This is a genomic window from Fibrella musci, assembly GCF_041321105.1.
Taxonomy (GTDB): Bacteria; Bacteroidota; Bacteroidia; order Cytophagales; family Spirosomataceae; genus Fibrella; species Fibrella musci.
On the sequence record NZ_JBGGWD010000001.1, the window covers coordinates 273708 to 297485 of the forward strand.

Sequence of the window (23778 nt, forward strand, 5' to 3'; positions counted from 1 at the left end):
TCCAAATTGTTCATCGTACATTGTACATTCAAAACCTTGTTTTGATCGTTACAAAACTACAATTCGGCGTTATCCACAATCTGCCAATGAAACGTCTGCTGTTACCGCTTATCCTTTTTCTGCTGTCGACGGCCTCGTTTGCCGCCAAAATTCTGGTGCCGATGGACGAGACGCAGAAAAATCACCTGAAGGCCTATGGAATCGCCTATTGGGTACTGAAAACGCATGAAACCGAAATCGACTGGCTGCTGAATTACCGGGGCGGGGCGTTTCTGATGCCGCAATCGCCCACCTTCACCAACGAAATGCTCATTCGGGGGGTGTCGTATGAAGTAATCTCCGACGCCGATGCTGCCAATATTCTGGCCGAAATCGCGTCGCCCAACGCCAACATGGATGCCGTCAAGCTCCAGAAAGCGCCCAAAGTGGCGGTGTATTCGCCCAAGACCAAACAGCCTTGGGACGACGCCGTTACGATGGTGATGACCTACGCCGAAATCCCTTATGATGTGGTATTCGACGAAGAAGTGCTCGACGGCAAGCTGCCCGAATACGACTGGCTACACCTGCACCACGAGGACTTCACGGGGCAGTTTGGCAAGTTTTTTCACATGAAAGACCAGCCATGGTACATCGCCCAGCGCCGCGAGGCTGAACTTATTACGCGCAAGTTTGGCTACAGCAAAGTGCCGCAGATGAAGCTGGCGGTGGTGAAGAAGATCCGCGATTTTGCCTTGGGTGGCGGCTATATGTTTGCCATGTGCAACGCCACAGACACCTACGACATCGCGCTGGCGGCGCAGAATACCGACATCGTCGACGCCTTCTACGACGGTGACCCGTTCGACCCGCAGGCTAACAGCAAGCTGGATTTCAGCCAAACAATGGCCTTCAAGGATTTTCAGGTGTACACCAATCCGTACATGATCGAGTTTTCGAACATCGACAACCAACCCGAAGAGCGGGGCCTGAGCGAGCACAACGACTACTTCACGCTGTTCCAGTTTTCGGCCAAGTGGAACCCCATCCCGACCATGCTCACGCAAAACCATCAGAGCACGATCAAAGGGTTTATGGGCCAGACTACGGCCTTCAAGAAAGCCTACATCAAACCGCAGGTCGATATTCTGGCCGAGAACCGGTCGGTCGGTGAGGCGCGCTACATTCACGCCCCCTATGGCAAAGGCTTCTTTACGTTCTACGGCGGCCACGACCCGGAAGACTACCGTCACGAAATCGGTGAAGAGCCTACCGACCTGAACCTGCACCCCAATTCGGCCGGCTACCGCCTCATCCTGAATAATATTCTGTTTCCCGCCGCAAAGAAAAAGAAACAAAAAACATAGCCGCGCCTAAGGTTGTACTCGGAATATGAGCGTTGGTGTATATATTTCCGCAACCAACGTTTTCCTACAACTCCTATGCCCGTGTATACCGAAACCCAACAGAATCCTTACCGCTGGTATTTCCTGATTGCCGCCATCCTCGCCGAGGGCATCACGTTGGCTTTCCTCCTGAACCGATTCCCGGTTTTGCAGGCCGACCCCGTTTTGCTGGGCGCCCTGCTGGTGGGTCAGTTGGTTTTCCTGCTTGTGTTGACGTGTTCCTTTTTTCGGCGGCTCGACCTGCGCATCGACGAGGCTGGTATCCATTACCGGGTACCGCTGGCTTGGGCGCGCTGGCAGCAGATTCCGTGGGCCGATGTTGACCGGCTATACGTGCGTGAGTACGCCCTGTTTGGCGAATACCCAAAAGGTCGTCTGGGACTTCGTCAAGGGCCCAATGGCTTTGCCTTTGCGCCATTCCACGGTCAGTTCGGGCTGCAAATCGAGAAGACGACCGGTGGGAAGGTGCTGTTGGGTACGCAACAGGCAGCGGCTTTAACCACGTACCTGACGAACCACGCGGCCTTAAATCCCGTTGCTGGGGCATGACCGAAACCAATAACAAGATCATCAACTGGTTTAAACGCCTCGGCTGGGCGGGTTTCTTCTTTTTTCTGATCAAAGGGCTGACACTGTATGTGCTGCTCCCGTACCTGATTGCCCGCGGCTGCATCAATAAATAGACGGTCCTACAATCGACCTACCGATTAAGCAACATTTGGCAACCCGGCAGGTCTTTTTTGCATCTTTGAAGGGTAGTTTTTCCCTCTAAACGCGATGCAAGCGGCTCTTCCAACCTCTTTCTCTCAAGAAACCACAGTCCGTGCCACCAACTGGCGACTGGGTATTCCAACCTACGCCTACGCGGTCGTCTTTTCGTCGTTCTGTATCGTGATGGGCCTGCTCTGGGACATCATGTGGCACATGAGCATCGGGCGCGATGGGTTGTTTTCGGCTCCCCACGTGGTCATGTATGTGGGTGCCATCGTGGCGGGTCTGTTTTCGGCTTACCAGATTCTGTCGATCACGTTCCAGAAAAACCACCCAGACCGGGCGCACTCGGTTAATTTCTGGGGTGTTTTCTACGGCTCACTGGGAGCCATGTATTGTGTCTGGGGGGCTCTGGCGATGCTTACCTCCGCCCCCTTCGACGACTGGTGGCACAACACCTACGGCCTCGACGTGCAGATTCTGACGCCGCCACACACGATTCTGCTGGTGGGGATGATGATGGTACAGTTAGGGGCCATCGTCGCCGTGCTTTCGCTGCAAAATGGGGCCAAGGCGGGACTAACCCAATCCGATGATCGGCAACAGGGTCGTATCCGACTGTTGTTCATGCTGTCGAGTGCGTTTATGCTCAGTGTCTTGTTCGTGCTGGTATCCGAAAATCTGGGCCGGTATGCCGCCCATAATTCATCGTACTACATCAACGCCGCCATTATTTTCCCGTTCATGTTGCTGGCGATTGGCCGGGCGGCTACGGGCGGCCGTGGGCAGGGAAGGCTTTTCCAGTTTCCCATTACGCTGGTGGCAGCGCTCTACATGCTGGTGATTGCCGTGCCGAGTTGGGTGCTGTCGCTGATGCCCGCTACCCCCAAACTGGGGCCGGTCGCCAACCCGATTACTACCTATCAGGCCTTTATATTTCCGATGCTGCTGGTCATTCCGGCTTTCGCGCTCGACTGGCTCCTGAACCGGTTCAGCACGCCGCAACGTACCCAGAAACCGATGAACGACTGGCTGCTGGCAGCCTTGACCGGAGCGGCGTTTATTCTTGTTTTTCTGGCCGTACAGTGGCCCTTCGGTGGCTTTCTGCACGAATCGCCCTACGCCCGCAACTGGTTCTTTATGAGCAATTCATGGAGCTACGATAACTCGCCCGATTGGCAGTATCGTTACAAATTCAGCCCCTGGTTCGACCAAACCACTGCGCAGTTTGCCATTGGGTTCGCTAAAGCCCTGCTCATCGCCATGATCTCCGCACGGGTTGGCCTGTGGTGGGGCAACTGGATGCGCCGCGTCGTGCGTTGATTCTCAATGTACGATGTACGATGTACGATGCACAATGGGCTGGCGCATCTGGCTGGTTACCGCTCATAGTCGCGCCCGACCCTTCATTGTGCATCGTGCATTGTGCATCGTGCATTAAGAATCGTGCATTGTGCATCGTGCATTGTACATCGTACATTATCCATTATCCATTCCCCTTCCTCTTATGAACCCCTTCCGTCTTTTACTTTCGCTCGTTTTCTTGATTGTGCTGTCGCTGGCCGCCCAGGCACATGTGGGCAGCGCGGGCGTGATTGTGCAGAAACAGGCTGGTAAGTACCAGTTGCTCATCAGCGTGCAGCCCCCCGACGTGGTACCCGGCACGGCACAGATAACGGTATTTGTCGAAAAAGGTCGCCCCAGCCGCATTCAGGGACGACCGGTGTACTTTTTTGAGGGCGACGAAGGCGCCCCTGAAGCCGACCCGCTTACGGCCGTCGAGAACAATCGCTACCAGGGTTCGGTCTGGCTGATGGAATCGGGCTCAACCAGTATTCAGTTGCAGATAGACGGACCCGATGGCAAAGCCGATGTAGTGGTGCCCATCCTGGCCACGTCGACCGCGACGCGCGAGATGCCCGCCGGAACCGGGGCCGGGCTGGCTGCAATGGGGTTGTTGCTGTTTGTGATGCTCGTGACGATTCTGGGAGCCAGCAACGCCGATGGCGTTACCGCACCAGGTACGTTAGCACGCTCGTTTCGGCGTCGGCGATTGGTGGGTATGGGCGTGGGTGGCGTCCTGCTCATACTGGTACTGACCGGTGGGCGCATGTGGTGGCAAAGCTGGGCCGATGAATACCGCACCTACCAGCTCTACAAACCGGTGCCGCTCATCAGCACGGCCCAACCCGACAACGGTCCGGGCCGCGCTGGGCAAATACTGCTGACTATGCAACCCGACACGACGGGCTTTCACGACAACTGGAACCGCCGCCGCGATTTCAACCTGCTGGTACCTGATCACGGCAAGCTGCTGCATACCTTTCTGGTGCGGGTGCCGGGCCTCGACGCTTTCGCCCACCTCCACCCTACCCGCCGCGATTCGTTGCACTTCGAAGCCCGGCTACCCAATCTGCCCGGCGGTCGGTATCTGTTGTATACGGATGTCGTTTACCGGTCTGGCTATGCCGAAACCCTGACTGACACGGTCGATATTCCTGCCCTGAAGGTGACAGCCGCACCCGCCGCCCAACGCACCACCGACCCCGACGATAGCTACATTGTTGCGGAACCGATGGGCGTGAAGCAGGAAGCCGTAGGCAAATTGCACCTCGATGCCGACATGGTTGCCTGTGGTAAACCGGGGGCCAGCACGAAACTGGCCGACGGCTCCACGATGATCTGGACCGATAAGCCCGCCTCTGTGCTCGATGCCGGGCAACTCTATACGTTGAAGTTTGCCGTGGCCGATGCCACTGGAAAAGCCGCCAAGCTGGAGCCGTATCTGGGCATGAGTGGCCACGCGGCCATTCTGCGTTCCGATGGCACGGTATACATTCACCTCCACCCCGTAGGTACGTATTCGATGGCTTCGGAACAACTGCTCACCAACCGCATTGCCGATACCACCCGCCACGTACCGCAGCTCAACGGTGCCCGCTTCCGCGACAGCATCGACACGTACCTGAGCCAGTTGAAAGGCCAACCCGCTTCGGCCCAGACGGCAGGCATGGTGGGGATGGTTCACCCTGAAGGCATTAACAACATGGTCACGTTTCCCTATGCTTTCCCACGGGCGGGGCACTATCGCGTTTGGGTACAGGTGAAGCGCAACGGAAAAGTGTTGACTGGCGTTTTCGATACGCAGGTGCGCGAGTAACAACGCCTATGCGTTCGGGTCAATCCAGGTCGGTTCGTTTGTGCTGGATAAGATAAAGCAGGCTTCGCCAAGAAACCGTTGTCAATAGCAGTCAACAACACGAATAGTTGAGTAAACCTATACGTAGCTTACACCCAGCAAAGAGTATTTTCAATCAGGCAGCTATTTCTACGTGCCATGGCTCCTTTCACCAGCTTTTGCAATCGACCATCAGCTTCTGCCCGTATCATTGAGGCAGCGCATAGGCAACGTACCTGTCGCCCGATTTGGATTTCAGTTTGCCGCCGCCGCAGGCGATTACGACAAACTGCCTGCCCCCTACCGAATAGGTAGACGGCGACGCGTAGCCAGCCGTTGGTAAGGCCGTTTGCCAGATCGTTTTTCCCGTTTTTGTATTAATGGCCCGAAACTGCGCGTCTTTGCTGGCTGCGATGAAGAGCAGGCCACTACCCGTAACCAGTGGACCACCGTAGTTGTCGGTACCGGTTGGCGGAATGCCCTTGGCTGTCAGTTCGGGATACTCGCCCAGCGGCACCTGCCACCGGTGTTCGCCGGTATTGAGGTCGATGGCCGTCAACGTACCCCAGGGCGGCGCACTCACCGGGTATCCATTGCTATCGTACCAGCGGTTGTAGCCCGTATGCTGGTAAGGTACGTCTCCTCGCTTCGCCTGAACCGATTGCGCGGCACTGGCTCTGTTCTGGAGAAAATCAACGATGGCGTTGCGTTCACGCTCGGGCAGGTGCGAAAACGAAGGCATCATGCCCCGGCCTTTGAGCAGCACCTGATGGATCGCGTCGGTAGATAGCCGCTTGTCGATGTCCACCAGCGATGGATACGAACCGTCGTGATTGCCTCGCCGATCGGCACCGTGGCAGGACGCGCAGTTGGCCTGGTATACTTGACTACTGGTTACCAGCGCGTTGGCAACGGGTTGTTCTTTCCGGATCAGCGTTGAAAAGCACGGATTCTGTTTGGCCGGAATGTAGATCGTCCCGGCCGGGTCGGTAGCCGCACCGCCCCACTGGGCACCGCCATCGGTTCCGGGGAAGAAAATTGTTGTTTCGGCCGTCAGTGGTATATAGGGGCTACCGGTTCGGGCTTTGCGCAACATAGCCACAATGTCGGATCGGTTCGAGGCCCAGGGATTGATATCTTTTTCGGTGAACGTCTGCTGCGTAAAGGGGACCGGTTTCAACGGGATTGGCTGCGTTGGGCTGGTCTTTTCGCCGGCTACCCCATCGCCCGGAAACGCTTTTTCAACGATCGGAAACAGCGGTTTGCCCGTCACCCGGTCGAAAACGAACACATGGCCCTGTTTGGTCAATTGCGCCACGGCATCGATGCGTTTCCCGGCCTGTACAACCGTCAGCAGATTAGGCGGCGAGGGCGGGTCACGGTCCCAGATGTCGTGGTGAACGAACTGAAAATGCCAGAGTCGTTTGCCGGTAGCGGCATCGAGAGCGATCAGGCAATTGGCAAACAGGTTGTCGCCCAGGCGGTTTCCACCATAGAAATCGTAAGCTGCTGAGCCTGTAGGTACGTATACGATGCCCCGCGCCCGGTCGATAGCCATGCCCGCCCAGGCGTTAGCGCCACCGAGGCGTTGGCGCGGGTTGGCCGGCGACCAGCTTGCATACCCATACTCGCCCGGTTGCGGGATGGTGTGAAACGTCCAGACAAGCTGCCCGGTACGCACGTCGTAGGCTCGCACATCACCCAGCAGCGCGGTTTCACCTTCAGCCAGACGCGCTCCAACAATCAGCCGGTTTTTATAGGTGGTATTGGGCGTATTGGCCCGAACGTAGTTATCAGCACCGGGCCGATCGATGCCGTCTTTCAGGTTGATGCGCCCGGCGTTTCCGAACGTGCGAATGACCTCACCTGTTTTGGCATCCAGGGCGTAGATACCGCCGCCCGCGCCAAAGAAAATGCGCGCCTCGGTTCCCTCGGCCCAGTACGTAACGCCCCGGCTGGTGGTCCCGTCGGTATCGGGCAGGCGGGTTTTCCAGATTTCGCGACCCGTTGCGGCGTCGATGGCAAACGCCTGCGTGTTGGCCGACACGCCATAGAGCACACCACCAATGATGATCGGGTTGCACTGCATCTGGGTGCTATTCCGAACGGTATCGGCCCCGCCCGACGCATAACTCCAGGCTACAGTCAGTTGCTGTACGTTGCCGGGCGTTATCTGGCGCAACGCCGAGTAATGACTCCGCTGCCCATCACCATGGTACTCCGACCAGTTGGTATCGGGCTCGACCCGGCTGATTCTCAGGCAGCATAAGCCCGACAGGGCAAGTACACCCACCGCCAGTCGCTGACTTGTTTTTGTGTTGAGCATGGTACGTTGTCAGTTCATGTTACGGCTAACCGATCGACCCGGTTGGCAAGTCTCTTTCCACAATTTCATCACTCGCTTTTTCCTTCAGGAGCAGCCTAGGCCCGGTGCTCCTCGGCACGATTGCCAGAACGTGTTTCGGGCATTAATCTGATCCGGGAAGTCGGGCATCATGGTTGCTGTTGACTAGCGGCTTCAGATGCCTCGCTCACGTAGGAAGGATAACCCACGCGCCTATACAGGTTGGCCAGCCGGTGGGCGTGTTCGTCGTAGGCGCTTTCAAACAACGTGACCGCCCGTTCCGCACCAACCACGTTCCCCGCCGACAGTACCTTAGGCGGGTTTCCGGCTTCCATCAACAGCCGGGCGACTTCGGCCTTGATGCAGTTGACCACTACCGCGCCCCCCACCGTGGAACCGGGCGCAACGGGCGTATCCAGACCCGGAATGGTCAGCATGGCATCGCCAACGGGCGCACCGGTGTCCAGAATCAGATCGGCAAAGTCGCTTGGTTTTTTACCATCCTGTCGTTTGCTCGTACTGGCTTCGGCGTGTTCCTTGGTGATCAGGGCCACCACCCGAATACCGCGCTGCTGAAAGAGTTCGGCCATTTCGATCGGCACCACGTTGCAGCCACTCGACGAAATGACCAGGGCACTGTCTTGCTCCGAGAGGTCGAAGTTGCGCAGGATCCGGTCGGCCAGGCCAGGTACGTTTTCCAGGAACATGGCCTGCCGCTGTCCGTTGGCGCCTACCACCAGGTTATGAAACGACAGCGACAGTTCGACAATGGGGTTGAAACCAGGAAAGGAACCGTAGCGGGGCCACATCTCCTCGACCATGATCCGGCTGTGGCCACTGCCAAAGAGGTGGACCATGCGCCCGGCAAGTATGGTCTGGCTGAACCACTGAGCGGCCTGCTGAATGGCATCGGCCTGTTGCTCGATGGTTGCCAGCAGGTCGCGGGTACGTTGAATGTAATTGAGAGTGGGGGTCATAAAGTCAGTTAGTGTGTCAGGAATGCGGCCGCACCAATGGCACCGGCCCAGTCTTCAAAATGCGCTTTTCGGATAACGGTCTTCTTCCCGGCGGGTCGCCACTCAAACAGGTCCATAAACGTGTCGAGCGGAGTTAACAAGGCAGCGCCGGCCTGCATGATGCCGCCGCCCAGCACCACGACTTCGGGCGAAAACGCATTGGCCAGCGACGCAATGGCTACAGCCAGATGGCGAACAGACGTCAGCCAGACCTGCGTTGCCAGCGGCTCGCCCTGCTGATACGCGGCCACCAGTTCGTGGGTTGAGGTGTAGCGGCCAAACGAACGCTTGCCCACCGTTACGTTCCCGATGGCGTCTTCCAGGCTACCAGGTACGTTGGTAATGTCGATTTGTCCGCTGTCGGCGTTCAGGGTTATGTGGCCCAGATGCCCCGCCATCTGAAAGAAACCCTGGTAGAGCTGTCCGTTGAGCAACAGCCCGCCCCCTACGCCCGTACCCAGCGTCAGCACCAAGCCGTGTTGTATACCGGACAGTGCCCCAAAACGGGCTTCGGCCATCAGGGCCGCGTGGGCATCGTTGAGCACCCGAACCGGCTTTTCCAGAAATGCCGACCAGTCGAACCCTTCCAGCCCCAGCAGGCGACCCGGCATACAGGCAATGGCCCGGTTGTCGGGGGTAGGCAGGCCCGGCGCTGACAGGCCGATACCGTCTACAGGCTCGACTGCCAGCCGGGTCAGCGCCTGAGCCGTTTCGGCAACGGCCGTTTGCCAGTTCGCGCCATTTGCATCACCAGTTGGGGTAACGAGTTGGTGAATGACCTTGCCCGTATCGGGGTTGATCAGCACGCCTTTAATACGGGTTCCGCCTAAATCGATGCCTATTGCTTGTTCCAAGTTACGTGTGGGTTAAGCGTTACAACTATCCTTCGCTGACGCTCCAGCCCCCGTCGGCCGATAGCATCGGGCCGGTGGTGAAACGTGATGTCTCCGACCGGCGCATGTTGCCAGACCAAGTATGCTCATTTTCTAAAACCAAATGTAACAGCAATCTATTCTACAGCAATTAACTCATTATAATAAGCGCTTCATTACATAAATAGAAATCTTATTATCAATCAGTTACCATAGTTTTCTAACAACTTAACAGTATGAATTTTTGCGCCCTCCATCGATACTTGAGCGGTTCACTACCTTTACGGGCCGTATGACTAACCAACCCAATCGCATTCCGCAATACCAGCATCTGTACGAGGTGCTCCGGCAGGATATTATTCGGGGGGTGTTCAAGGCGGGTGATTTGCTGCCTTCAGAAAGTGTACTTCAGCAGCAGTACCGGCTCACGCAACCAACGATTCGGCAGGCGCTGTCGCTGCTGGTGCAGGAAGGGTAAATTCGGGAACATCAGGGGAAGGGCAGCATTGTGCAGTCGATCCCGATTGGGTTGGGGGTGATGTCGCTGAAAACCCATGCCGCGCAGGCCGACGACAAGCCCACGCAACCCGAGGAACTGCCAGCAGAACAGATTACGACAGTCATTCTGGTCAGGCCCGTGCTGGGTACGTTCCCCGAGGAGCTGTTGTTTTTCCCCGCCGATGAACAGCAAGACGCGACCTACTATAACCTGGAACGCCTTCGGTCGGTGAATGGCACGCCGGTGTTTTACGAAAAACTGATTTTACCCAATCGGTATCTGCCCAATCTGACCCGGCAACGGGTGGAGAACCGCTCCTTTTTCGACCTGCTGCGGACTAAATATGGCCTGGTTGTCATGGGCGGAGAACAAAAGATTCTGGCGCTGCCCGCCGACCCGGCGATTGCCCGTCAGTTACAGATCGACCCTGGCAGCCCGGTCTTACGGCTCGAAAAACGGATCGATACAAACAAAAGCGATTTCAGCTTTTTCTGCCTACTCTATGCCCGCACCGATCAGTTTCTGTTGCAGGGTCGGTTTTGAGCAGTCGGTGGCCGTTTGCCGGAAAGCGGTTTGTTAATTCACGAAGCTTTGGCTACGCCTTACTTCAGTTTGCGGCGCGTGGTGGGAATTGGGTACGTTACTTCGGGCTGTAGCGTCCAACCGGGAAGGTTATGAGCCAATTCGGTGGCCTGCTCGTCGGTTAGTTCAACCAGTAATGCCCGGCGGCTTCGGTCGATAATCGGCCCGCGCTGACCAATAAGCGTCAGTTCATCGGGCGTGGGACCGTCGGGGTTGGTTGTGTGCAGAACGTAGCGTGCCATGTCTGTTAGCCGACAAACTGGCCCGTTCCTTCAAATGTAGGTCCGAATCCCAGCGGCTGCACCTTGCTTTGCAGGTACGTCAGCATCGCGTTGGCGCGGGCGTCGGTGCGGGGCATCGCCAGGATGTCGGGTTGGGTGGCTAACAGGCGCGCCGCGACACCCGTCGCCAGTGGACAAGCCATGGATGTGCCACTCAGCGGCGCGTAGCCACCGGGTACGGTCGAAATAATACCGACGCCGGGAGCAATGAAGTCTACTTCCGGGCCGATGTTGGAGAAGCCCGCCACAAAGTTTTTCTTATCGGTGCCAAATGGCGCTACGGCGTAGGGTGCGTCGGTGGTGTTGGCGGGTACGGTGCCTTTTCGGCCCATCGCTCCTACCGCCAGCGACAGCGAAAACGACGCCGGGAAGCTTACCGGCGAGCGGTCGTCGTTGCCGGTCGCCACGAAACAGAGCGTGCCTTTGCTGCGGGCAAACGTAATGGCGTCTTTGGTGGCGTCGTCGGCTGGCCCACCGCCGAGGCTCATGTTGATGAGGTCGCAGCCATCGGCCACGGCCTGTTCGATCGCCTTCACAATCGCGAAATTCGACGCCCCATCGGCATTCTTACCAAAGACGCGGTAGGCCCGCAATTCGACGCCCGGCGCAGCCCCACGCACACCTGACGGCGACGTACCCCGCGCGCCTACGATACCCGCCACGTGCGAGCCATGTTCGTCAACGTCGGCATAGTCGGTGGGGCTTTCGCCCGTGACCGTGCAGGCACCACCCGTAATCACCAGGTCGGGGTGCGGCCCCGAGCCGGTGTCGATAATCCCCACGCGAACGCCTTTTCCGACGGTCAGGTCGGTCTGCGCGGATGGGTAGAAAAACTGTTTGGCGTCGATATAGTCGAGTTTGAGCGGTTGCAGCGTAAAGACCTGGTCGTTGGTGAGAGTCAGGTTCTTCCGCCACAGGCTCCAGTATCCCACCTTGGGATAGCCAAACAACTGCTCTATTTTCTTACCACCAATGTTTCTGAACGACACGACGCCCTGCGCGTTGGTGGTGCCCTGTTCACCCTGTCGCTGCGCAAAATTGGTAAACGCAATCACCGTAACGCCCGCTATCGGGCTACCTGTTTTGGCATCGGTCAGTTTGATGCGCACCCCCACGCGGGGTTGGCCCTGCATGACCCGAAACGGCTGCAACACCTTCTCGCGCTGTACCTGCGGGTAGTAGAACACTTCCGGCACAATGCGCACGCCCGGCAGTTGGGCACGTACCTGCGCCAGATCGGTATCGGCAATCTGCACCAGTTTCGGGCCGCCCTCGCTGCTGGTGTCCATCACCACCGCCCCAACGGGTTCCGTACCGTCAAGTACGTCGTCGAGCCGGACCGTTTCAGTGAGCCGGGCAAAAGCTGTTTCGAGTGCACTGCCCGCTTCGGGAGCCGTGAAGTGGAGACCGGTGGTAGGCAGTAGCAGGTAATTACGCACGATCGGAGTAGGCATAGGGACGGCGACGAACGGGTTAACGGTGCTCAGTCGAAAACATTTCGTTACTCAAGTTAGTCATTTCAGACATAAACATCCTCCTGATATGCCCACTTCCAAACCAACGGTCACGCTGAACAAGGACCGCCAACGCTTTGAGCTGATCATCGACGGAAAACGCTCGTTGATCGCTTACGTTCAGCCCGACGACCACACGCTGGCGCTCACCCACACCGAAGTCCACCCCGATCTGGAAGGCAAAGGCATTGGCTCGCGGCTAGTGCAGCAAACGCTTGAGTATGTCGAGCAGCACAACCTCAAAATTGTGCCGCTTTGCCCATTCGTATCCGTTTATCTCAAGCGTCATCCCGAGTGGAATCGCGTCGTTTCGACGGAGTACAGCGAGGCCGATTTCTGAGGGCAAGCGGGCTGGTCAAACCTGCCGGAGTTTTTCCCAACCCAAACTGCGGAAGGCAGCAGTTAACGATTTAGCTAACTAGTTGTACCAAACAAAGAGTTAGTCGTCTAAGCGGGCCAATTTCAGCGCTTTACAGCCACAGCACTACATTAAAACGCGATTAAGCCGTATTTTGAGGGAATCTTTTCACGTACTCACTTCATTCCCTCATGCCCATTACGTCTATCAAATCACTAGTGCTGGCCAGTGTATTGGCTGGCCTGCTCGCTCCATCGGCGCAGGCTCAATCGCGGCGCGGGCGCTCAGGTACGTCGGTTAACACGGCCTCGTCAGGTACGTTGCCGGTCTCCCCTACACTCTTTAACGGCCTGCGGTGGCGCAACATCGGCCCCTTCCGGGCGGGCCGTTCACTGGCCGTAGCGGGTCACCCCGACCACTCGCAAACTTATTACTTCGGTGCAACGGGCGGCGGGGTCTGGAAAACCGTCAACGGCGGGGCTTCCTGGACCTGCGTGTCTGACAGCGTCTTCCAGTCGTCGTCGGTGGGGGCAATTACCGTGGCTCCCTCCGACCCCAACGTGATTTATGTAGGCATGGGCGAGGCCGAAATCCGCAGCAACATCAGCTACGGCGATGGCGTCTATAAAAGCACCGACGGAGGGAAATCGTGGCGACACATGGGCCTGAAACAGGCCGACGCCATCGGCAACATCGAGGTACATCCGCAGAATCCCAATCTGGTCTACGCCGCGGCGCTCGGCAACCCGTTTGCGCCCAATGCCGAACGAGGCGTTTTTCGCTCGACCGACGGCGGCGCCACCTGGAGCAAGGTACTGTTCAAGAACGACAGCACGGGTGCGGCCACCGTCCGGCTCGACCCCAGCAACCCCAGTATCGTATACGCCACGCTCTGGCAGGCTTACCGCAACGGGCACTCCATGAGCAGCGGTGGCCCCGGCTGTGGGCTGTACAAAAGCACCGACGGCGGCACCACCTGGCAGTCGCTCAACGAAAAACCGGGCATGCCGCGCGGTTTGCTGGGTAAAATCGGGCTGGCCGTGGCCCCCAGCAATGGCAACCGGCTCTATGCGCTGATTGAAAATGCGAAGGGGGGCCTCTACCGTTCCGACGATGGCGGCGAACACTGGTCGCTGCTCAACGACGATAAAAACCTCTGGCAACGACCCTGGTACTACATGATGCTGGGCGTAGCGCCACAAAACGAAAACGACCTGATCGTTCTGAACGTGAATGCGTTACGATCGCGCGATGGCGGTAAGAGCTTCAGCCGGGTGCCGGTGCATCATGGCGACACGCACGACGTCTGGTTCAATCCCAAAAACCCGATGAACTTCGCCATCGCCGACGACGGCGGGGCCGAAATCACGTTCGACGGCGGCAACACGTTCTCCGACATCGCCATCCCGACGGCGCAGTTCTACCACGTATCGCTCGACAGCGATTTTCCGTATAACGTCTACGGCGCGCAGCAGGATAACAGCTCGATCCGAATCGCCAGCCGCACCGACGGCTACAGCATCGGGCAGAGTGCCTGGTATCCGGTGGCGGGGGGCGAAGCGGGCTACATTGCCGCCGACCCGAAAGACCCGAAGATCACGTTCGGCGGTGAATATGACGGATTTATGTCGAAGCACGACGCGCGCACCAGCCAGACGTCGGCCATTTCGGTCTATCCAGAAGGCGCCATTGGGGCACCGGCGTCGGTAAAGAAATACCGCTTTCAGTGGACGTACCCCATCCTGTTTTCGCCCCACGACCCCAGCGTGCTGTATGCTACCTCCAACCACGTGCACCGGTCGACCGACGCGGGGCATTCGTGGGAAGACCTTAGCCCAGACCTGACCCGCCACGAGCCAAAAACGATTGGTGAAACGGGCGGCCCGATCACCAAAGATATGACCGGCGCCGAGATTTACGCCACCATCTTCACCTTCGCCGAAGCGCCGACCGAAAAAGGCGTTTTCTGGGCCGGTTCCGACGATGGGCTGCTGCACGTCAGCCGTGATGCGGGCAAAAACTGGCAGAACGTGAGCCTGCCCGCAGGCCAGTTGCCCGAGTTTGCGCTGATGAGCCTCATTCACCCGTCGGAACACGTACCCGGCAAGGCGTATCTGGCGGCTAACCGCTACATGAGCGGCGACCGGAAACCGTATCTGTTCAAGACCACCGATTACGGCAAAACCTGGACAGCCATTACCAGCGGCATTCCCGCCGATGAGTATTGCCGTGTGGTGCGCGACGATCCCGAGCAGCCGGGCCTGCTATTTGCCGGTACCGAGCGGGGCATCTACGTGTCGTTCAACGACGGCGCCAACTGGCAGCGGCTCAACCAGAACCTACCCATCTCGCCCATCCGCGATTTGCAGATTCATAAGCGCGAGAAAGACCTGGTGGTAGCTACCCACGGCCGGTCATTCTGGATTATGGACGACATCACGCCCCTGCGCGAACTGGCACGCCTCGGTAGCCAATCGCCCGTTTCAACAACCAAACCGATGCTGTTTGCACCACGCCACGCCTACCGCATGCTGGGTGGCAACGCCCGCAGCCAGGCTACAGAAGGCGAAAATGCCGAAAACGGGGTGCTGGTGCGGTATTTCCTACCCAAGGCACCGACCAACGAATTGCGCCTCCAGTTCCTGACAGCCAAAGGCGACACGATCATCAGCTATTCGGACCGGAAAGACAAAAAGGGCAAGCCGCTGACGCTCTCGAAAGAGTTTTATGAAGACGTAAAACTGAAACGCCCTGGCACTGCGCCTGCCCTACCCGGTCTCAACCAGTTTGTTTGGGACATGCGCTACCCGGATGCCGTGGCCGTAGAAGGCACCAACGTGATGTGGTCGGGCGATGGCGTAGGCGTGAAAGTAGCACCAGGGCGTTACCGGGTGCGGCTCCTGCTGGGCGACTCGCTAGTGGGTGAGCAGCCCATCGAGATTCGCAAAGACCCGCGCCTTCCCTTCTCCGAGGCCGACTATGCCGAGCAGTTTGCGTTCGTGAAGCAGTGCAATGACAAACTCTCGGAAGCGCACCGGGGCATCAATCAGTTGCGGGCCGTTCGGGCGTCGGTCAACAGCTACATGGGTACGTTGAAAGACAGCACCGTGATCAAGAAATTCACCGCTCTCACCAAGCCGATGCTGGCCGATCTGGATGCACTGGAAGCCACGCTGATGCAGCCCAAAGCCAAAGCGCCACAGGATGTATTGGCCCACCCCATCCGCCTCAACGACAAGCTGGCGGGCCTCGCTTCGATGATGGCCGGTGCCGATGGTAAGCCCACTAAAGCCGCCCACGTTGTCTATGCCGACCTCGCCCGGCAGATCGACGCGGCGCTGGTGAAGCTGAAAGACATAACCGGCAAGCAGGTGCCCGCTTTCAACCAACTGGTCAGCGAGCAGAAAATTCCCGCCATCGTAGTCGATAGCAAAGGATTCTAGGCCCGTATCTGCTGCTATATTCAAACGGGGAACGTACCCACAGCCGAGTTGGGTACGTTCCCCGTTTTGCCGTTGAACTGTTTTTAGGTAGCTTTCCGTTGTCAAATGACAAGAGCATAGCTAGCAAAAGACAATGAACGTATCTGTGAAACGTATTGTGGACGGGTTGGGCGGCATGCAGTTCTTCAAACGCCCTATTCAGCACGAGTTTGACTTGATGGAGGTAGTCAGAGAAGGCTTACCCATTGCCTCGGTTGAATTCCTGCGCCATAATTTTGGCCTGACCAACAAGCAGATGAGTACCTTCTTGGCTATTTCGGAGAGCACGTATCAACGCCGACTTCGGGCGCAAAGCACGTTGACCCCCGACGAAACCGAAAAAGCGATTTCCTTGTCGGAACTGTACGAAAAAGGCATGGAAGTCTTTGAAAATAAAGACGATCTGGAGCAGTGGTTCAATGCTCCGGTACAAAACCTGCAGAACCGGAAGCCGATCGACCTGCTCGATACCATGCTGGGACGCGCACAGGTAATGACCGTGCTTAACGCGCTATTACACGGAATTTATCTGTAATTGAGTCGAATCGAGCAAGGGGTGTGTGGTTACGGGGCACGCCAAGGCTCCACGTTTGTTCCATGAAACTTTATCGCTTATCGAAACGCCAGTTTGCCAGTGATGTAGGTGGCACGGGCGGATTATATGGCGCAGGGCGCTGGCACCGGCAGGGCACCCGCTTGCTCTACACATCAGAACACGCGTCGCTGGCGATTTTGGAAATTCTGGGTAATTCAGAGATACTACCTAAAAACTACGCACTAATAACCTACGACGTACCTGATCAGGCCAGTATGCTTACCCTTTCCGTTAACGACTTACCAGCAAATTGGACTCGCTCACCCGCTCCAACCACGCTGGCCGATTTAGCTGAACACTGGCTTGAGGAAAACCGCTACTGGCTCATGCGTGTGCCATCAGTACATTCGCCGGTTGAGTTCAACTATCTCCTCAATCCGCTTCATCCCGAGCACAGTAACCTTCGCATCGTCGGTATTGAGCCCTATTCGTTCGATGAACGGCTGAAATAAGGCCGCGCCAAATTGGCCAGTCAGTTCATCGTTTACTCACCACGACCGTTAGCTGATCGGCGGGTTTGGGGGATATCACGTTCAGGTTGATGCGGTAGATGGTATCGCCCCATTTGCTGATGATGCCGCGATCTTCAGGCTGATCCAGTTTCACCTTCTCGACTGTTGGCTGCATGCGTTTGGGGTCGTAGGTAACCACGAAATCGCTGGCCGTACCGCCCGCCGGTTTGTAGTGAATCAGCAGTTCGCCAGGTTTCCCCAGTTCGGTCGGGTAGCAGGTCATCAGGTGTTGGGTCAGTTCGCTGGCTTTGTCGAGGCGGAAAAGGTCGCTGATCTGCACGTTCTTGCCCCGGTTGAGGCGCACCGTTCGCGACCAGCTCGACACACCCGCCTCCTTCGGATAAGCCGGTGCGATATCGACGTCAAACTGGGTGAATCCATTGCCGGTTTTATAAGCCACCGTGCGGGCTTTAAATTGCGGGCCGGGCGGCTGATTCTGTCCGTTGACGGTGGGCAGATTGTGATAATCCGAACAGTTGTACCAGATGTCGTACCGCTTGTCGCTGAATGTCTTACGGGTGTAGGTTCCCCGCCCCACATCGATCAGCACCGGTTGGCCGTCGTAATAGACCACGTAGTTGCCAATGTCGTTGTGGTTGTGGCTTTCGTCGTTATTACCGCCTTTGGCCGCCACGTAGAACCCATCGGTCGTACCCGTCTTGTCACGGGCGGCAAATACCTGTAGGTCAGGCAACCACACGTTTTGCGGCAATGGAAGCCCCTTCGCGGCCTGCCGAAACTCGTCCTGCATAAACAGGGAATAGAAGTGGCGGAAGTAATGAAACTTACCTATAGACGAATCGTCGGGCTTGAAATAATACGCGCCGAAGCGCATCATGTCGGGGTCGCTAATGGCCTTGCCGTAGCGGTAGATCATGGTGGCGGCCATGCCGGGCTGCGGGTCGGCATCGGCGAAGTTCAGGAAGTAGCGCGGGCTGATCTGCGCGCGGTAAATGAAGCGGCCCATGTTCCTGAATTTTTCGTCGGCATAGACATAGGCGAAGGCATCGTTACTGGCCGTGTTGAGCATCGCCAGGTTGTCGTAGAGCGAAGCCGCCGCCGCACCCCAGTAGCTCGGCCCTTCGTCGCAGCCGCCATCCTGCGGGTACGGATTCACGAACTGATCGAGCACGTTGAGCAGTTTGTAGACCGCCGCCGTGCGTTTGTCGTCGTCTTTTTCGAGCAGCAGCACCGCGTTGAGCCAGTTGGAGCAGATCCACGGATTCCAGTTGTTGGGGGCGCGGCCGTTGGCGGTTTTCGTCATCCAGCCGTGGGGCTGCGTCATCAGGGGCGTGAAAATCCGGTCGTTAGTTTCGGTGTAGATGCGCTTGCGGAGTTGCGGCGACACGGCGTCGAGCCGATCGCCCAGGTAATAGTCGACCCACGCCAGGTACGTTGCCGTTTCGGCCGCAAACAGGTCGACAAACGGTTTCTGCACATCCATCAGCCCTGAATAGGCTTTTGATTTGGGCAAATGCGCCGGCACGCCCCAGAACGACTCTTCGCAGATGGACCAGACGCCGTCGATGATCTGATCGACGAATCGGCCTTTGTTCTCGTAAATTTCAGCCAGCAGCAACGTACCCAGCACTTCGCGTTTTTGAAAGCTAACATTCTGATATTCATCACGATCGCCGGTCCGTTCGATAAGCAGCGACTTGGTTGCCGGGATGTATGGCCACTGATAGGTCAGGTACGTTTCGGCTTTTTTGAGATACCCCTGCATCATGGCCTGATCGGCTTTGGCCCAGCCCGCCCGGTCATCGCGCTTCGGAAATGGTGTCCATTTTGCCTGCGGAATCAGCACGGTTTTCAGAGCTTCTTTCGAGAATTTTCCGCTGAGCAGGTTCGCCTCCTGCGCCTTAGCAACGCCACAGAACAGGCTAAAGAGGATAAGTAAGAGTCGGCTTTTCATGCTGGGTACGTTGGATGTTGTGGGTTATCGATGGAATTTACCCCCGCCCTAAAGGGAGCGCTAATGCCAACACATCAAAATAGAGAACGTGTCAGGCGAAACATACTGTCGTTGCTGGTCGTGGCGGCCGTCGCTGACCCGTATTTCGCCTCGGCGACGGCTTTGATAGGCAGAAATTCCTCCGGGTGCAACGGCTTGATCTGCTGAAACGTCCAGGGCTTTTCGCCTTCGGCATACGGAATCAGCCATTGGTAGGCCTTTTTGAGGCTTTTGCCGTCGGGCGTCTGGTAATTCCAGAGGTCGATATTCACGGCTTCGGCCAGTTGGGCAAGGCCAAAAAAGCCTTTCAGGTTCATGAGCGAGTAGCCCCACGACAGCGTGCGGGCGAGTTCGTGCGGCTGGCTACCGTCGGGCTTCAACTGGCTCTGGATTCGGGGCATTGTTTTTTGCTGAATCAGTTGTTGGGCGAGCGGTTTGTCGTCCAGAAACAGCGCGAACGCGACGGTCTGGAAATCGTAATAGGTGCCGTGGTTATTGTGTTCGTCTTCTTCGTCTTTGCCGACCGGGCTGGTTTGCATCCAGGTCAGAAACGACCGAAACCACCCTTGCAGCGCTCGCTGATCGGCAGCGGGCCAGGCCTTCGTGCCCTTGATGAGTTGAACGGCGTCGACCAGTTTGGCGAGCATGCGCGTGTCGATCAGCCCGATGCCACGCCCCTCGGTGATTCCCGGAATCGCCTGCCCGTAGTTCAGGTTTGGGTTCATGCGGGTATCGGGGTTCAGGAACCAGACCCGCAACAGCTCTGCTGCCCGACGGGCGTAGGTTTCGTCGTCGGAGAAATAATAGGCCAGCGCCAGCAGTTGTACATCCTCGCAGAGGGCGTTCAGGTACGTTGCATCCTGAACGGCATAGCGTTCGGGGTTAATCTGCCCGTCTTTGCGAATGTAGGGCAGGCCGTTGGCCTTGGTCGAGTCGGGCCACCAGTAGGGTCCGACGCTCATGTAATCGTGCTTGTTGCCGCTGGGGGGCAGTTTGGTCTTTTCCACGACCGAATGCATGGGCTTGCTCAGTGCCTTATTGGCCGTAGCAAGCAGGGTTTGCCGGGCGGCCAGCAAGGTAGCATCGCCTTGTTGCATCGCGCGTTTGCTGGCTTGCAACAGGCTCGCGTCGATCAGAAAAGTCGCCGGTTTGCTGGCCGGTTGAGCCGTCGCTGGCCCGACCACGAGCGTCAGAAAAAGACAGCACCAGCAGGTCAGTCGTTGCCTGGAGTTCATCATAAGTTGGCATGATGCATACCCCCCGCCCTAAAGGGAGCCCGCTGGCGCAAGCATTATGCTCGCGCCAGCGGGCTCCCTTTAGGGCGGGGGGTATGGTTATTAGTTCAATTTCAGCCGCTTGATGCTGACCGTCATGGTTTTGGCGGTGTTGTTGACGGCATTCACGTACACATAAGCCGCGTAGGTACCATCGGCCGATTTGACGAAAGCACCCTGATCGGCGGCCAGGCCGTAGGCATAATCGGCGGCGTTGGTGAAGGTGGTCTGTTGCAGGTCGATGTCGTCGATATACACCTCGAAACCGGCCGTGCCGCGCAATTGCGCATCCTTCACGTCGACCCGTTTATCGATGGCCGTGCGGGGTTTGGCAAGCCCGGTGGGCAGCGTCACGTCTTTCAGGTAGTCGGGATTCGAGGGAGCGACCAGTGCGTGCCCAAACGTGTACGTATTGATCGTGGGGCGGTAGACGTACACGAAGTCGATCTTGTTGGCCAGGTTATTCTGCTCCACCTCAGCCTTGGTGTAGGCAGTCATGTCGGCCAGCGATACGTAGGCCTTAGCTCCGTCGCCCAGCACGATCGAGCGTTTCATGTCCATGCGGCTGACGCGGTAGGTCGGCGACTGAATGCTGACTTCCTGCCCCGTCGACGAGGTACCGCTAAACCGGAACGACACATCTTTGCCCTGGGCTTCGGCCGTCGGGTAGTAATAGTACCGCAAGGTCACAGCTTTGTTAGTTGCCACGTCGAGGATCGTGGCGGTCGATACCGTGCCCGACGTAAGGGTATCCGTCGCTGTTTGCCGGGGCTGATCGACACCCGTGCTGTAGTTGGTATACCAGGAGTTGCGGCTGAAACCGGTCCCGACAGCCCCCGCGATCGTCGCTTCGGCCCGGACGTTTTTCAGATCGCCTTCCTTCGTACCGATGGCATAGGCAAACTCAATGCGGTCACCCACCACGGCCGGACCAGTCGTCTTTTTCAACAAATCGTTTTTAAAGGGGAGATCAGGCTCCACGCTTTTCTGGCAACCCAATGGCAGCAGGGCTACGGAGGCCAGCAATAGAAGAGAAATTGGTTGGCGCATGGCGGTTATTTTTGAAGCGTGACCGTAACAGTATAGGTTTTGCGCACTTGCCGGTTACCCGACACCACGGTGTAGGTCTGTGCCTGCGTGAAGTCGGTCCAGATACCCATGGTGGGCTCAACGATGGCGTCGGTGACCACGCTGCAAAAAGGTTTCAGCCGCTGCATGTTGGTGCCGAAGCGCGCCACGGCGGTTACCGTCAGGGCGGTGGTGTCGATTTTCGTCTGTCCGCTGACCAGTACGGTGCGGTGATCAGACCCAAGCAGGTCGAAGGAGGTCATAAAGCACTGCGAACGCTGGGTCACCAGCAGGCCGTTGGCGTCGATGGGGTCATCGTTTCCGCAGGCCGTCAGGCCCACCAGCGCGAGCAGGCCAACGCAGACAGAGGCAAGGAGTTGTTTCATGGTCGTAGGTTCGATGCGGTTAGAGCCAGGGAATATTCTGGGTAATGTTGGGGTTGACTTCGATCTCGCTCGTCGGTATCTGGAAGATGTAGTAGCGCTGGTAGGTACGTAGGTCGGCGTTGACAAACTCGTCGCGGATGCGCGTACCCTGCGTGTCATACAGTACCTGACCACTCGGCGCCGGCCAGATTTCCTCGGCTTTGCGCCAGCGGCGGATGTCGAAGAAGCGATGTCCTTCACCGACGAGTTCAATGATGCGTTCCTGCTCGATAGCCTTGAAGAACTCGGTCTTCGAGGCAAATTTGGCCGCATTCAGGGCGGGCAGGTTCCCCCGGCGGCGGATCCGGTTGAGGAGCGTAAAGAGTTCGGGTGTGGGGCCACTGAGTTCGTTGACCGCTTCGGCATACATCAGCCATACATCGGGTAAGCGCATCAGGTAGATGTCCTGCGGGCCGTCGCTGCGGTTGATACCGCCCGTTTGCCGTACCCACTTCCGGAACACGTACCCAGCCGGTGCGCCGTCGTAGTTGATGGCTGTTACCCCATCGCGGTTGCCAAACTTAAACGGCAGACTATCGGGCAACACGGTCAGGCCATCGGTGGTGAGTTGCACCATCTTCTGCCCATCCCACACCATCGTAGCCCGCATCCGGTAGTCGCGGCCTTCGTATGATTTGGGGTTGGTGGCGCTGTTGGCCAGCGTGGTGGTGCGACTCAGCACGAGGGGGGGGGCAAAATCGCCGGTGCTTGTGAGCTGGTAGCGGTTGGCCAACCGGACCGTGGGGGCTACCCACACCTGCCCGAAGCCCGTGTTTCGGTTGCCAAAATCGCGCGACAGTTCCTCGCCCTGACTCAGTAGCGGTCCGCCAAACTGCACCGAGAAGATGATTTCGGGGTCGTACTCGTTGAAATACTGAAACAGGTGCCAGTAGTTGGGGTTATCGGCCGGGCCGGGGTCACCATTGCGGAAAAGCGGAATATTCTTGTCGATGATCTTTTTAAAGTCAGCGGCGGCGGCCGTGAAGTGCTTCTGCGCTTCGGCAGCGTTGCCATCGTTCTTCATCCAAGACGCCCAGAACAGGTTTACTTTGCCACTGAACGCCCAAGCCGCCAGTTTCGACGCGCGCCCAAGGTTATCGCCCGTGTATACTTCGGGCAATACCGAGGCCGCGAAATTGAGGTCGGCCAGAATCGAGTCTTTCACCGCCGCGCGCGGGGTGCGGGTGAGCGTGTAGGCCTCGGCATTACCGTTCAGCTTCTTGGTGAAATAGGGCACGTCGCCCCACAGGTCGATCAGCCGGAAATAGTTGATCGCCCGCAGAAAGCGCGTTTCGGCCACAAGCCGGTCTAGCAGGGCCAGATCAGACGGGGCCGTGGTGGTAGCCCGCAGCGTACCGATGTTGCCCAGCACGTAATTGGCGCGGTTGATGGTGCGGTAGCAGTCGCCCCACAGAAAGCCGAAGTTTCCTCCGGTTGTTGCATTCGTGGCCGAACCCAGTGCGCTGGGGCTGAACGACCCCTGGTTGTTGCTGGTGCCGCGGGTGTGCACAAATTCACCGGCCCCGTCGAAATAATAATCGCGGTCGAAGGTGGTGCGGTTGGCATCGTAAACGCCGTTGACAGCGGCAAGGGCGTCGGCGGTGGTTTTCCAGAAGAGGTCAGCCGACAACTGCGTGGTAGGCACCTGATCGAGCAGGTCCTGTGTACAGGCCACCGAGGCTATCGTCAGGCCGACCAACGCGGCTAGTTTATATAATCGATTCATGA

Annotated in this window: 21 protein-coding genes; 11 read left to right on the forward strand and 10 right to left on the reverse strand. The window is 57.6% G+C overall.

Going from position 1 to position 23778, the window contains the following annotated elements:
- Positions 1–86: 86 nt before the first annotated feature.
- The 5 genes from ACAW74_RS01145 to ACAW74_RS01165 all read left to right on the forward strand — a co-directional run bounded on the left by ACAW74_RS01145 (position 87) and on the right by ACAW74_RS01165 (position 5256).
- Positions 87–1346 (forward strand): asparagine synthetase B, encoded by a 1260-nt coding sequence (locus ACAW74_RS01145; RefSeq protein WP_370696346.1) that lies wholly within the window; start codon positions 87–89, stop codon positions 1344–1346.
- Between the two features lie 75 nt (positions 1347–1421).
- Positions 1422–1934, forward strand: coding sequence for a hypothetical protein (locus ACAW74_RS01150; RefSeq protein WP_370696347.1), 513 nt, complete (start codon positions 1422–1424; stop codon positions 1932–1934).
- Positions 1931–2068: a hypothetical protein gene (locus ACAW74_RS01155; protein WP_370696348.1), complete on the forward strand. Its 138-nt coding sequence runs from the start codon at positions 1931–1933 to the stop codon at positions 2066–2068. Before ACAW74_RS01150 ends, ACAW74_RS01155 begins: the two co-directional genes overlap by 4 nt.
- A gap of 94 nt (positions 2069–2162) precedes the next feature.
- Positions 2163–3419: a hypothetical protein gene (locus ACAW74_RS01160; RefSeq protein WP_370696349.1), complete on the forward strand. Its 1257-nt coding sequence runs from the start codon at positions 2163–2165 to the stop codon at positions 3417–3419.
- Positions 3420–3603: 184 nt separating this feature from the next.
- Positions 3604–5256, forward strand: a complete 1653-nt coding sequence (locus tag ACAW74_RS01165; protein WP_370696350.1) for a DUF8832 domain-containing protein — start codon at positions 3604–3606, stop codon at positions 5254–5256.
- A gap of 226 nt (positions 5257–5482) precedes the next feature.
- Here the strand turns inward: ACAW74_RS01165 and ACAW74_RS01170 are convergent, their stop codons facing one another.
- The 3 genes from ACAW74_RS01170 to ACAW74_RS01180 form a co-directional block, all read right to left on the reverse strand.
- Positions 5483–7600, reverse strand: a complete 2118-nt coding sequence (locus tag ACAW74_RS01170; protein WP_370696351.1) for an outer membrane protein assembly factor BamB family protein — start codon at positions 7598–7600, stop codon at positions 5483–5485.
- Positions 7601–7767: 167 nt separating this feature from the next.
- The gene (locus ACAW74_RS01175; RefSeq protein WP_370696352.1) at positions 7768–8595 is read right to left on the reverse strand and encodes a sugar isomerase domain-containing protein; all 828 of its coding nucleotides are present in this window, start codon (positions 8593–8595) and stop codon (positions 7768–7770) included.
- An 8-nt stretch (positions 8596–8603) separates the two neighbouring features.
- Positions 8604–9488 carry an ROK family protein gene (locus tag ACAW74_RS01180; RefSeq protein WP_370696353.1) on the reverse strand — a complete coding sequence of 295 codons (885 nt, stop codon included), beginning with the start codon at positions 9486–9488 and terminating at the stop codon, positions 8604–8606.
- A 310-nt stretch (positions 9489–9798) separates the two neighbouring features.
- Here ACAW74_RS01180 and ACAW74_RS01185 point away from each other — a divergent pair, with 310 nt between their 5' ends.
- Complete coding sequence (locus tag ACAW74_RS01185) at positions 9799–9984, forward strand: GntR family transcriptional regulator (protein ID WP_370696354.1); 186 nt, start codon at positions 9799–9801, stop codon at positions 9982–9984.
- A gap of 30 nt (positions 9985–10014) precedes the next feature.
- Positions 10015–10548 carry a GntR family transcriptional regulator gene (locus ACAW74_RS01190; RefSeq protein ID WP_370696355.1) on the forward strand — a complete coding sequence of 178 codons (534 nt, stop codon included), beginning with the start codon at positions 10015–10017 and terminating at the stop codon, positions 10546–10548.
- A gap of 59 nt (positions 10549–10607) precedes the next feature.
- Here the strand turns inward: ACAW74_RS01190 and ACAW74_RS01195 are convergent, their stop codons facing one another.
- A complete protein-coding gene (locus ACAW74_RS01195) occupies positions 10608–10829 on the reverse strand; it encodes a hypothetical protein (protein ID WP_370696356.1) in 222 nt (73 codons plus the stop codon).
- 5 nt (positions 10830–10834) lie between these two features.
- On the reverse strand, positions 10835–12322 hold the full coding sequence (locus tag ACAW74_RS01200) for a S8 family serine peptidase (RefSeq protein ID WP_370696357.1): 1488 nt from the start codon (positions 12320–12322) through the stop codon (positions 10835–10837).
- Between the two features lie 88 nt (positions 12323–12410).
- On the opposite strand from ACAW74_RS01200, the gene ACAW74_RS01205 reads away from it, so the two are divergent.
- From ACAW74_RS01205 to ACAW74_RS01220, 4 genes are all read left to right on the forward strand, one after another.
- On the forward strand, positions 12411–12722 hold the full coding sequence (locus tag ACAW74_RS01205; RefSeq protein WP_370696358.1) for a GNAT family N-acetyltransferase: 312 nt from the start codon (positions 12411–12413) through the stop codon (positions 12720–12722).
- A 209-nt stretch (positions 12723–12931) separates the two neighbouring features.
- On the forward strand, positions 12932–16183 hold the full coding sequence (locus ACAW74_RS01210; protein WP_370696359.1) for a WD40/YVTN/BNR-like repeat-containing protein: 3252 nt from the start codon (positions 12932–12934) through the stop codon (positions 16181–16183).
- A 145-nt stretch (positions 16184–16328) separates the two neighbouring features.
- On the forward strand, positions 16329–16757 hold the full coding sequence (locus tag ACAW74_RS01215) for an Xre family toxin-antitoxin system antitoxin (protein ID WP_370696360.1): 429 nt from the start codon (positions 16329–16331) through the stop codon (positions 16755–16757).
- Between the two features lie 62 nt (positions 16758–16819).
- Positions 16820–17269 carry an RES family NAD+ phosphorylase gene (locus ACAW74_RS01220; protein ID WP_370696361.1) on the forward strand — a complete coding sequence of 150 codons (450 nt, stop codon included), beginning with the start codon at positions 16820–16822 and terminating at the stop codon, positions 17267–17269.
- A gap of 25 nt (positions 17270–17294) precedes the next feature.
- Here ACAW74_RS01220 and ACAW74_RS01225 read toward each other — a convergent pair whose 3' ends face one another.
- The 5 genes from ACAW74_RS01225 to ACAW74_RS01245 form a co-directional block, all read right to left on the reverse strand.
- On the reverse strand, positions 17295–19244 hold the full coding sequence (locus tag ACAW74_RS01225) for a heparinase II/III domain-containing protein (RefSeq protein WP_370696362.1): 1950 nt from the start codon (positions 19242–19244) through the stop codon (positions 17295–17297).
- Between the two features lie 74 nt (positions 19245–19318).
- Complete coding sequence (locus ACAW74_RS01230; RefSeq protein WP_370696363.1) at positions 19319–20521, reverse strand: alginate lyase family protein; 1203 nt, start codon at positions 20519–20521, stop codon at positions 19319–19321.
- A 99-nt stretch (positions 20522–20620) separates the two neighbouring features.
- On the reverse strand, positions 20621–21607 hold the full coding sequence (locus tag ACAW74_RS01235) for a DUF4466 family protein (protein ID WP_370696364.1): 987 nt from the start codon (positions 21605–21607) through the stop codon (positions 20621–20623).
- Positions 21608–21612: 5 nt separating this feature from the next.
- Positions 21613–22011, reverse strand: coding sequence for an SGBP N-terminal domain-containing protein (locus tag ACAW74_RS01240; protein WP_370696365.1), 399 nt, complete (start codon positions 22009–22011; stop codon positions 21613–21615).
- 19 nt (positions 22012–22030) lie between these two features.
- On the reverse strand, positions 22031–23776 hold the full coding sequence (locus ACAW74_RS01245) for a RagB/SusD family nutrient uptake outer membrane protein (RefSeq protein ID WP_370696366.1): 1746 nt from the start codon (positions 23774–23776) through the stop codon (positions 22031–22033).
- Between the last annotated feature and the right edge of the window lie 2 nt (positions 23777–23778).

What these genes read in the sequence shown, in the direction of transcription:
- ACAW74_RS01150 (WP_370696347.1), top strand. Translation starts at nt 1,422, where the DNA reads ATGCCCGTGTATACCGAAACCCAACAGAATCCTTACCGCTGGTATTTC.
- ACAW74_RS01205 (WP_370696358.1), top strand. Translation starts at nt 12,411, where the DNA reads ATGCCCACTTCCAAACCAACGGTCACGCTGAACAAGGACCGCCAACGC.
- ACAW74_RS01240 (WP_370696365.1), bottom strand. Translation starts at nt 22,011, where the DNA reads ATGAAACAACTCCTTGCCTCTGTCTGCGTTGGCCTGCTCGCGCTGGTG.
- ACAW74_RS01225 (WP_370696362.1), bottom strand. Translation starts at nt 19,244, where the DNA reads ATGAAAAGCCGACTCTTACTTATCCTCTTTAGCCTGTTCTGTGGCGTT.
- ACAW74_RS01195 (WP_370696356.1), bottom strand. Translation starts at nt 10,829, where the DNA reads ATGGCACGCTACGTTCTGCACACAACCAACCCCGACGGTCCCACGCCC.
- ACAW74_RS01175 (WP_370696352.1), bottom strand. Translation starts at nt 8,595, where the DNA reads ATGACCCCCACTCTCAATTACATTCAACGTACCCGCGACCTGCTGGCA.
- ACAW74_RS01210 (WP_370696359.1), top strand. Translation starts at nt 12,932, where the DNA reads ATGCCCATTACGTCTATCAAATCACTAGTGCTGGCCAGTGTATTGGCT.
- ACAW74_RS01145 (WP_370696346.1), top strand. Translation starts at nt 87, where the DNA reads ATGAAACGTCTGCTGTTACCGCTTATCCTTTTTCTGCTGTCGACGGCC.
- ACAW74_RS01185 (WP_370696354.1), top strand. Translation starts at nt 9,799, where the DNA reads ATGACTAACCAACCCAATCGCATTCCGCAATACCAGCATCTGTACGAG.
- ACAW74_RS01245 (WP_370696366.1), bottom strand. Translation starts at nt 23,776, where the DNA reads ATGAATCGATTATATAAACTAGCCGCGTTGGTCGGCCTGACGATAGCC.
- ACAW74_RS01220 (WP_370696361.1), top strand. Translation starts at nt 16,820, where the DNA reads ATGAAACTTTATCGCTTATCGAAACGCCAGTTTGCCAGTGATGTAGGT.
- ACAW74_RS01160 (WP_370696349.1), top strand. Translation starts at nt 2,163, where the DNA reads ATGCAAGCGGCTCTTCCAACCTCTTTCTCTCAAGAAACCACAGTCCGT.
- ACAW74_RS01230 (WP_370696363.1), bottom strand. Translation starts at nt 20,521, where the DNA reads ATGATGAACTCCAGGCAACGACTGACCTGCTGGTGCTGTCTTTTTCTG.
- ACAW74_RS01235 (WP_370696364.1), bottom strand. Translation starts at nt 21,607, where the DNA reads ATGCGCCAACCAATTTCTCTTCTATTGCTGGCCTCCGTAGCCCTGCTG.
- ACAW74_RS01165 (WP_370696350.1), top strand. Translation starts at nt 3,604, where the DNA reads ATGAACCCCTTCCGTCTTTTACTTTCGCTCGTTTTCTTGATTGTGCTG.
- ACAW74_RS01170 (WP_370696351.1), bottom strand. Translation starts at nt 7,600, where the DNA reads ATGCTCAACACAAAAACAAGTCAGCGACTGGCGGTGGGTGTACTTGCC.
- ACAW74_RS01155 (WP_370696348.1), top strand. Translation starts at nt 1,931, where the DNA reads ATGACCGAAACCAATAACAAGATCATCAACTGGTTTAAACGCCTCGGC.
- ACAW74_RS01200 (WP_370696357.1), bottom strand. Translation starts at nt 12,322, where the DNA reads ATGCCTACTCCGATCGTGCGTAATTACCTGCTACTGCCTACCACCGGT.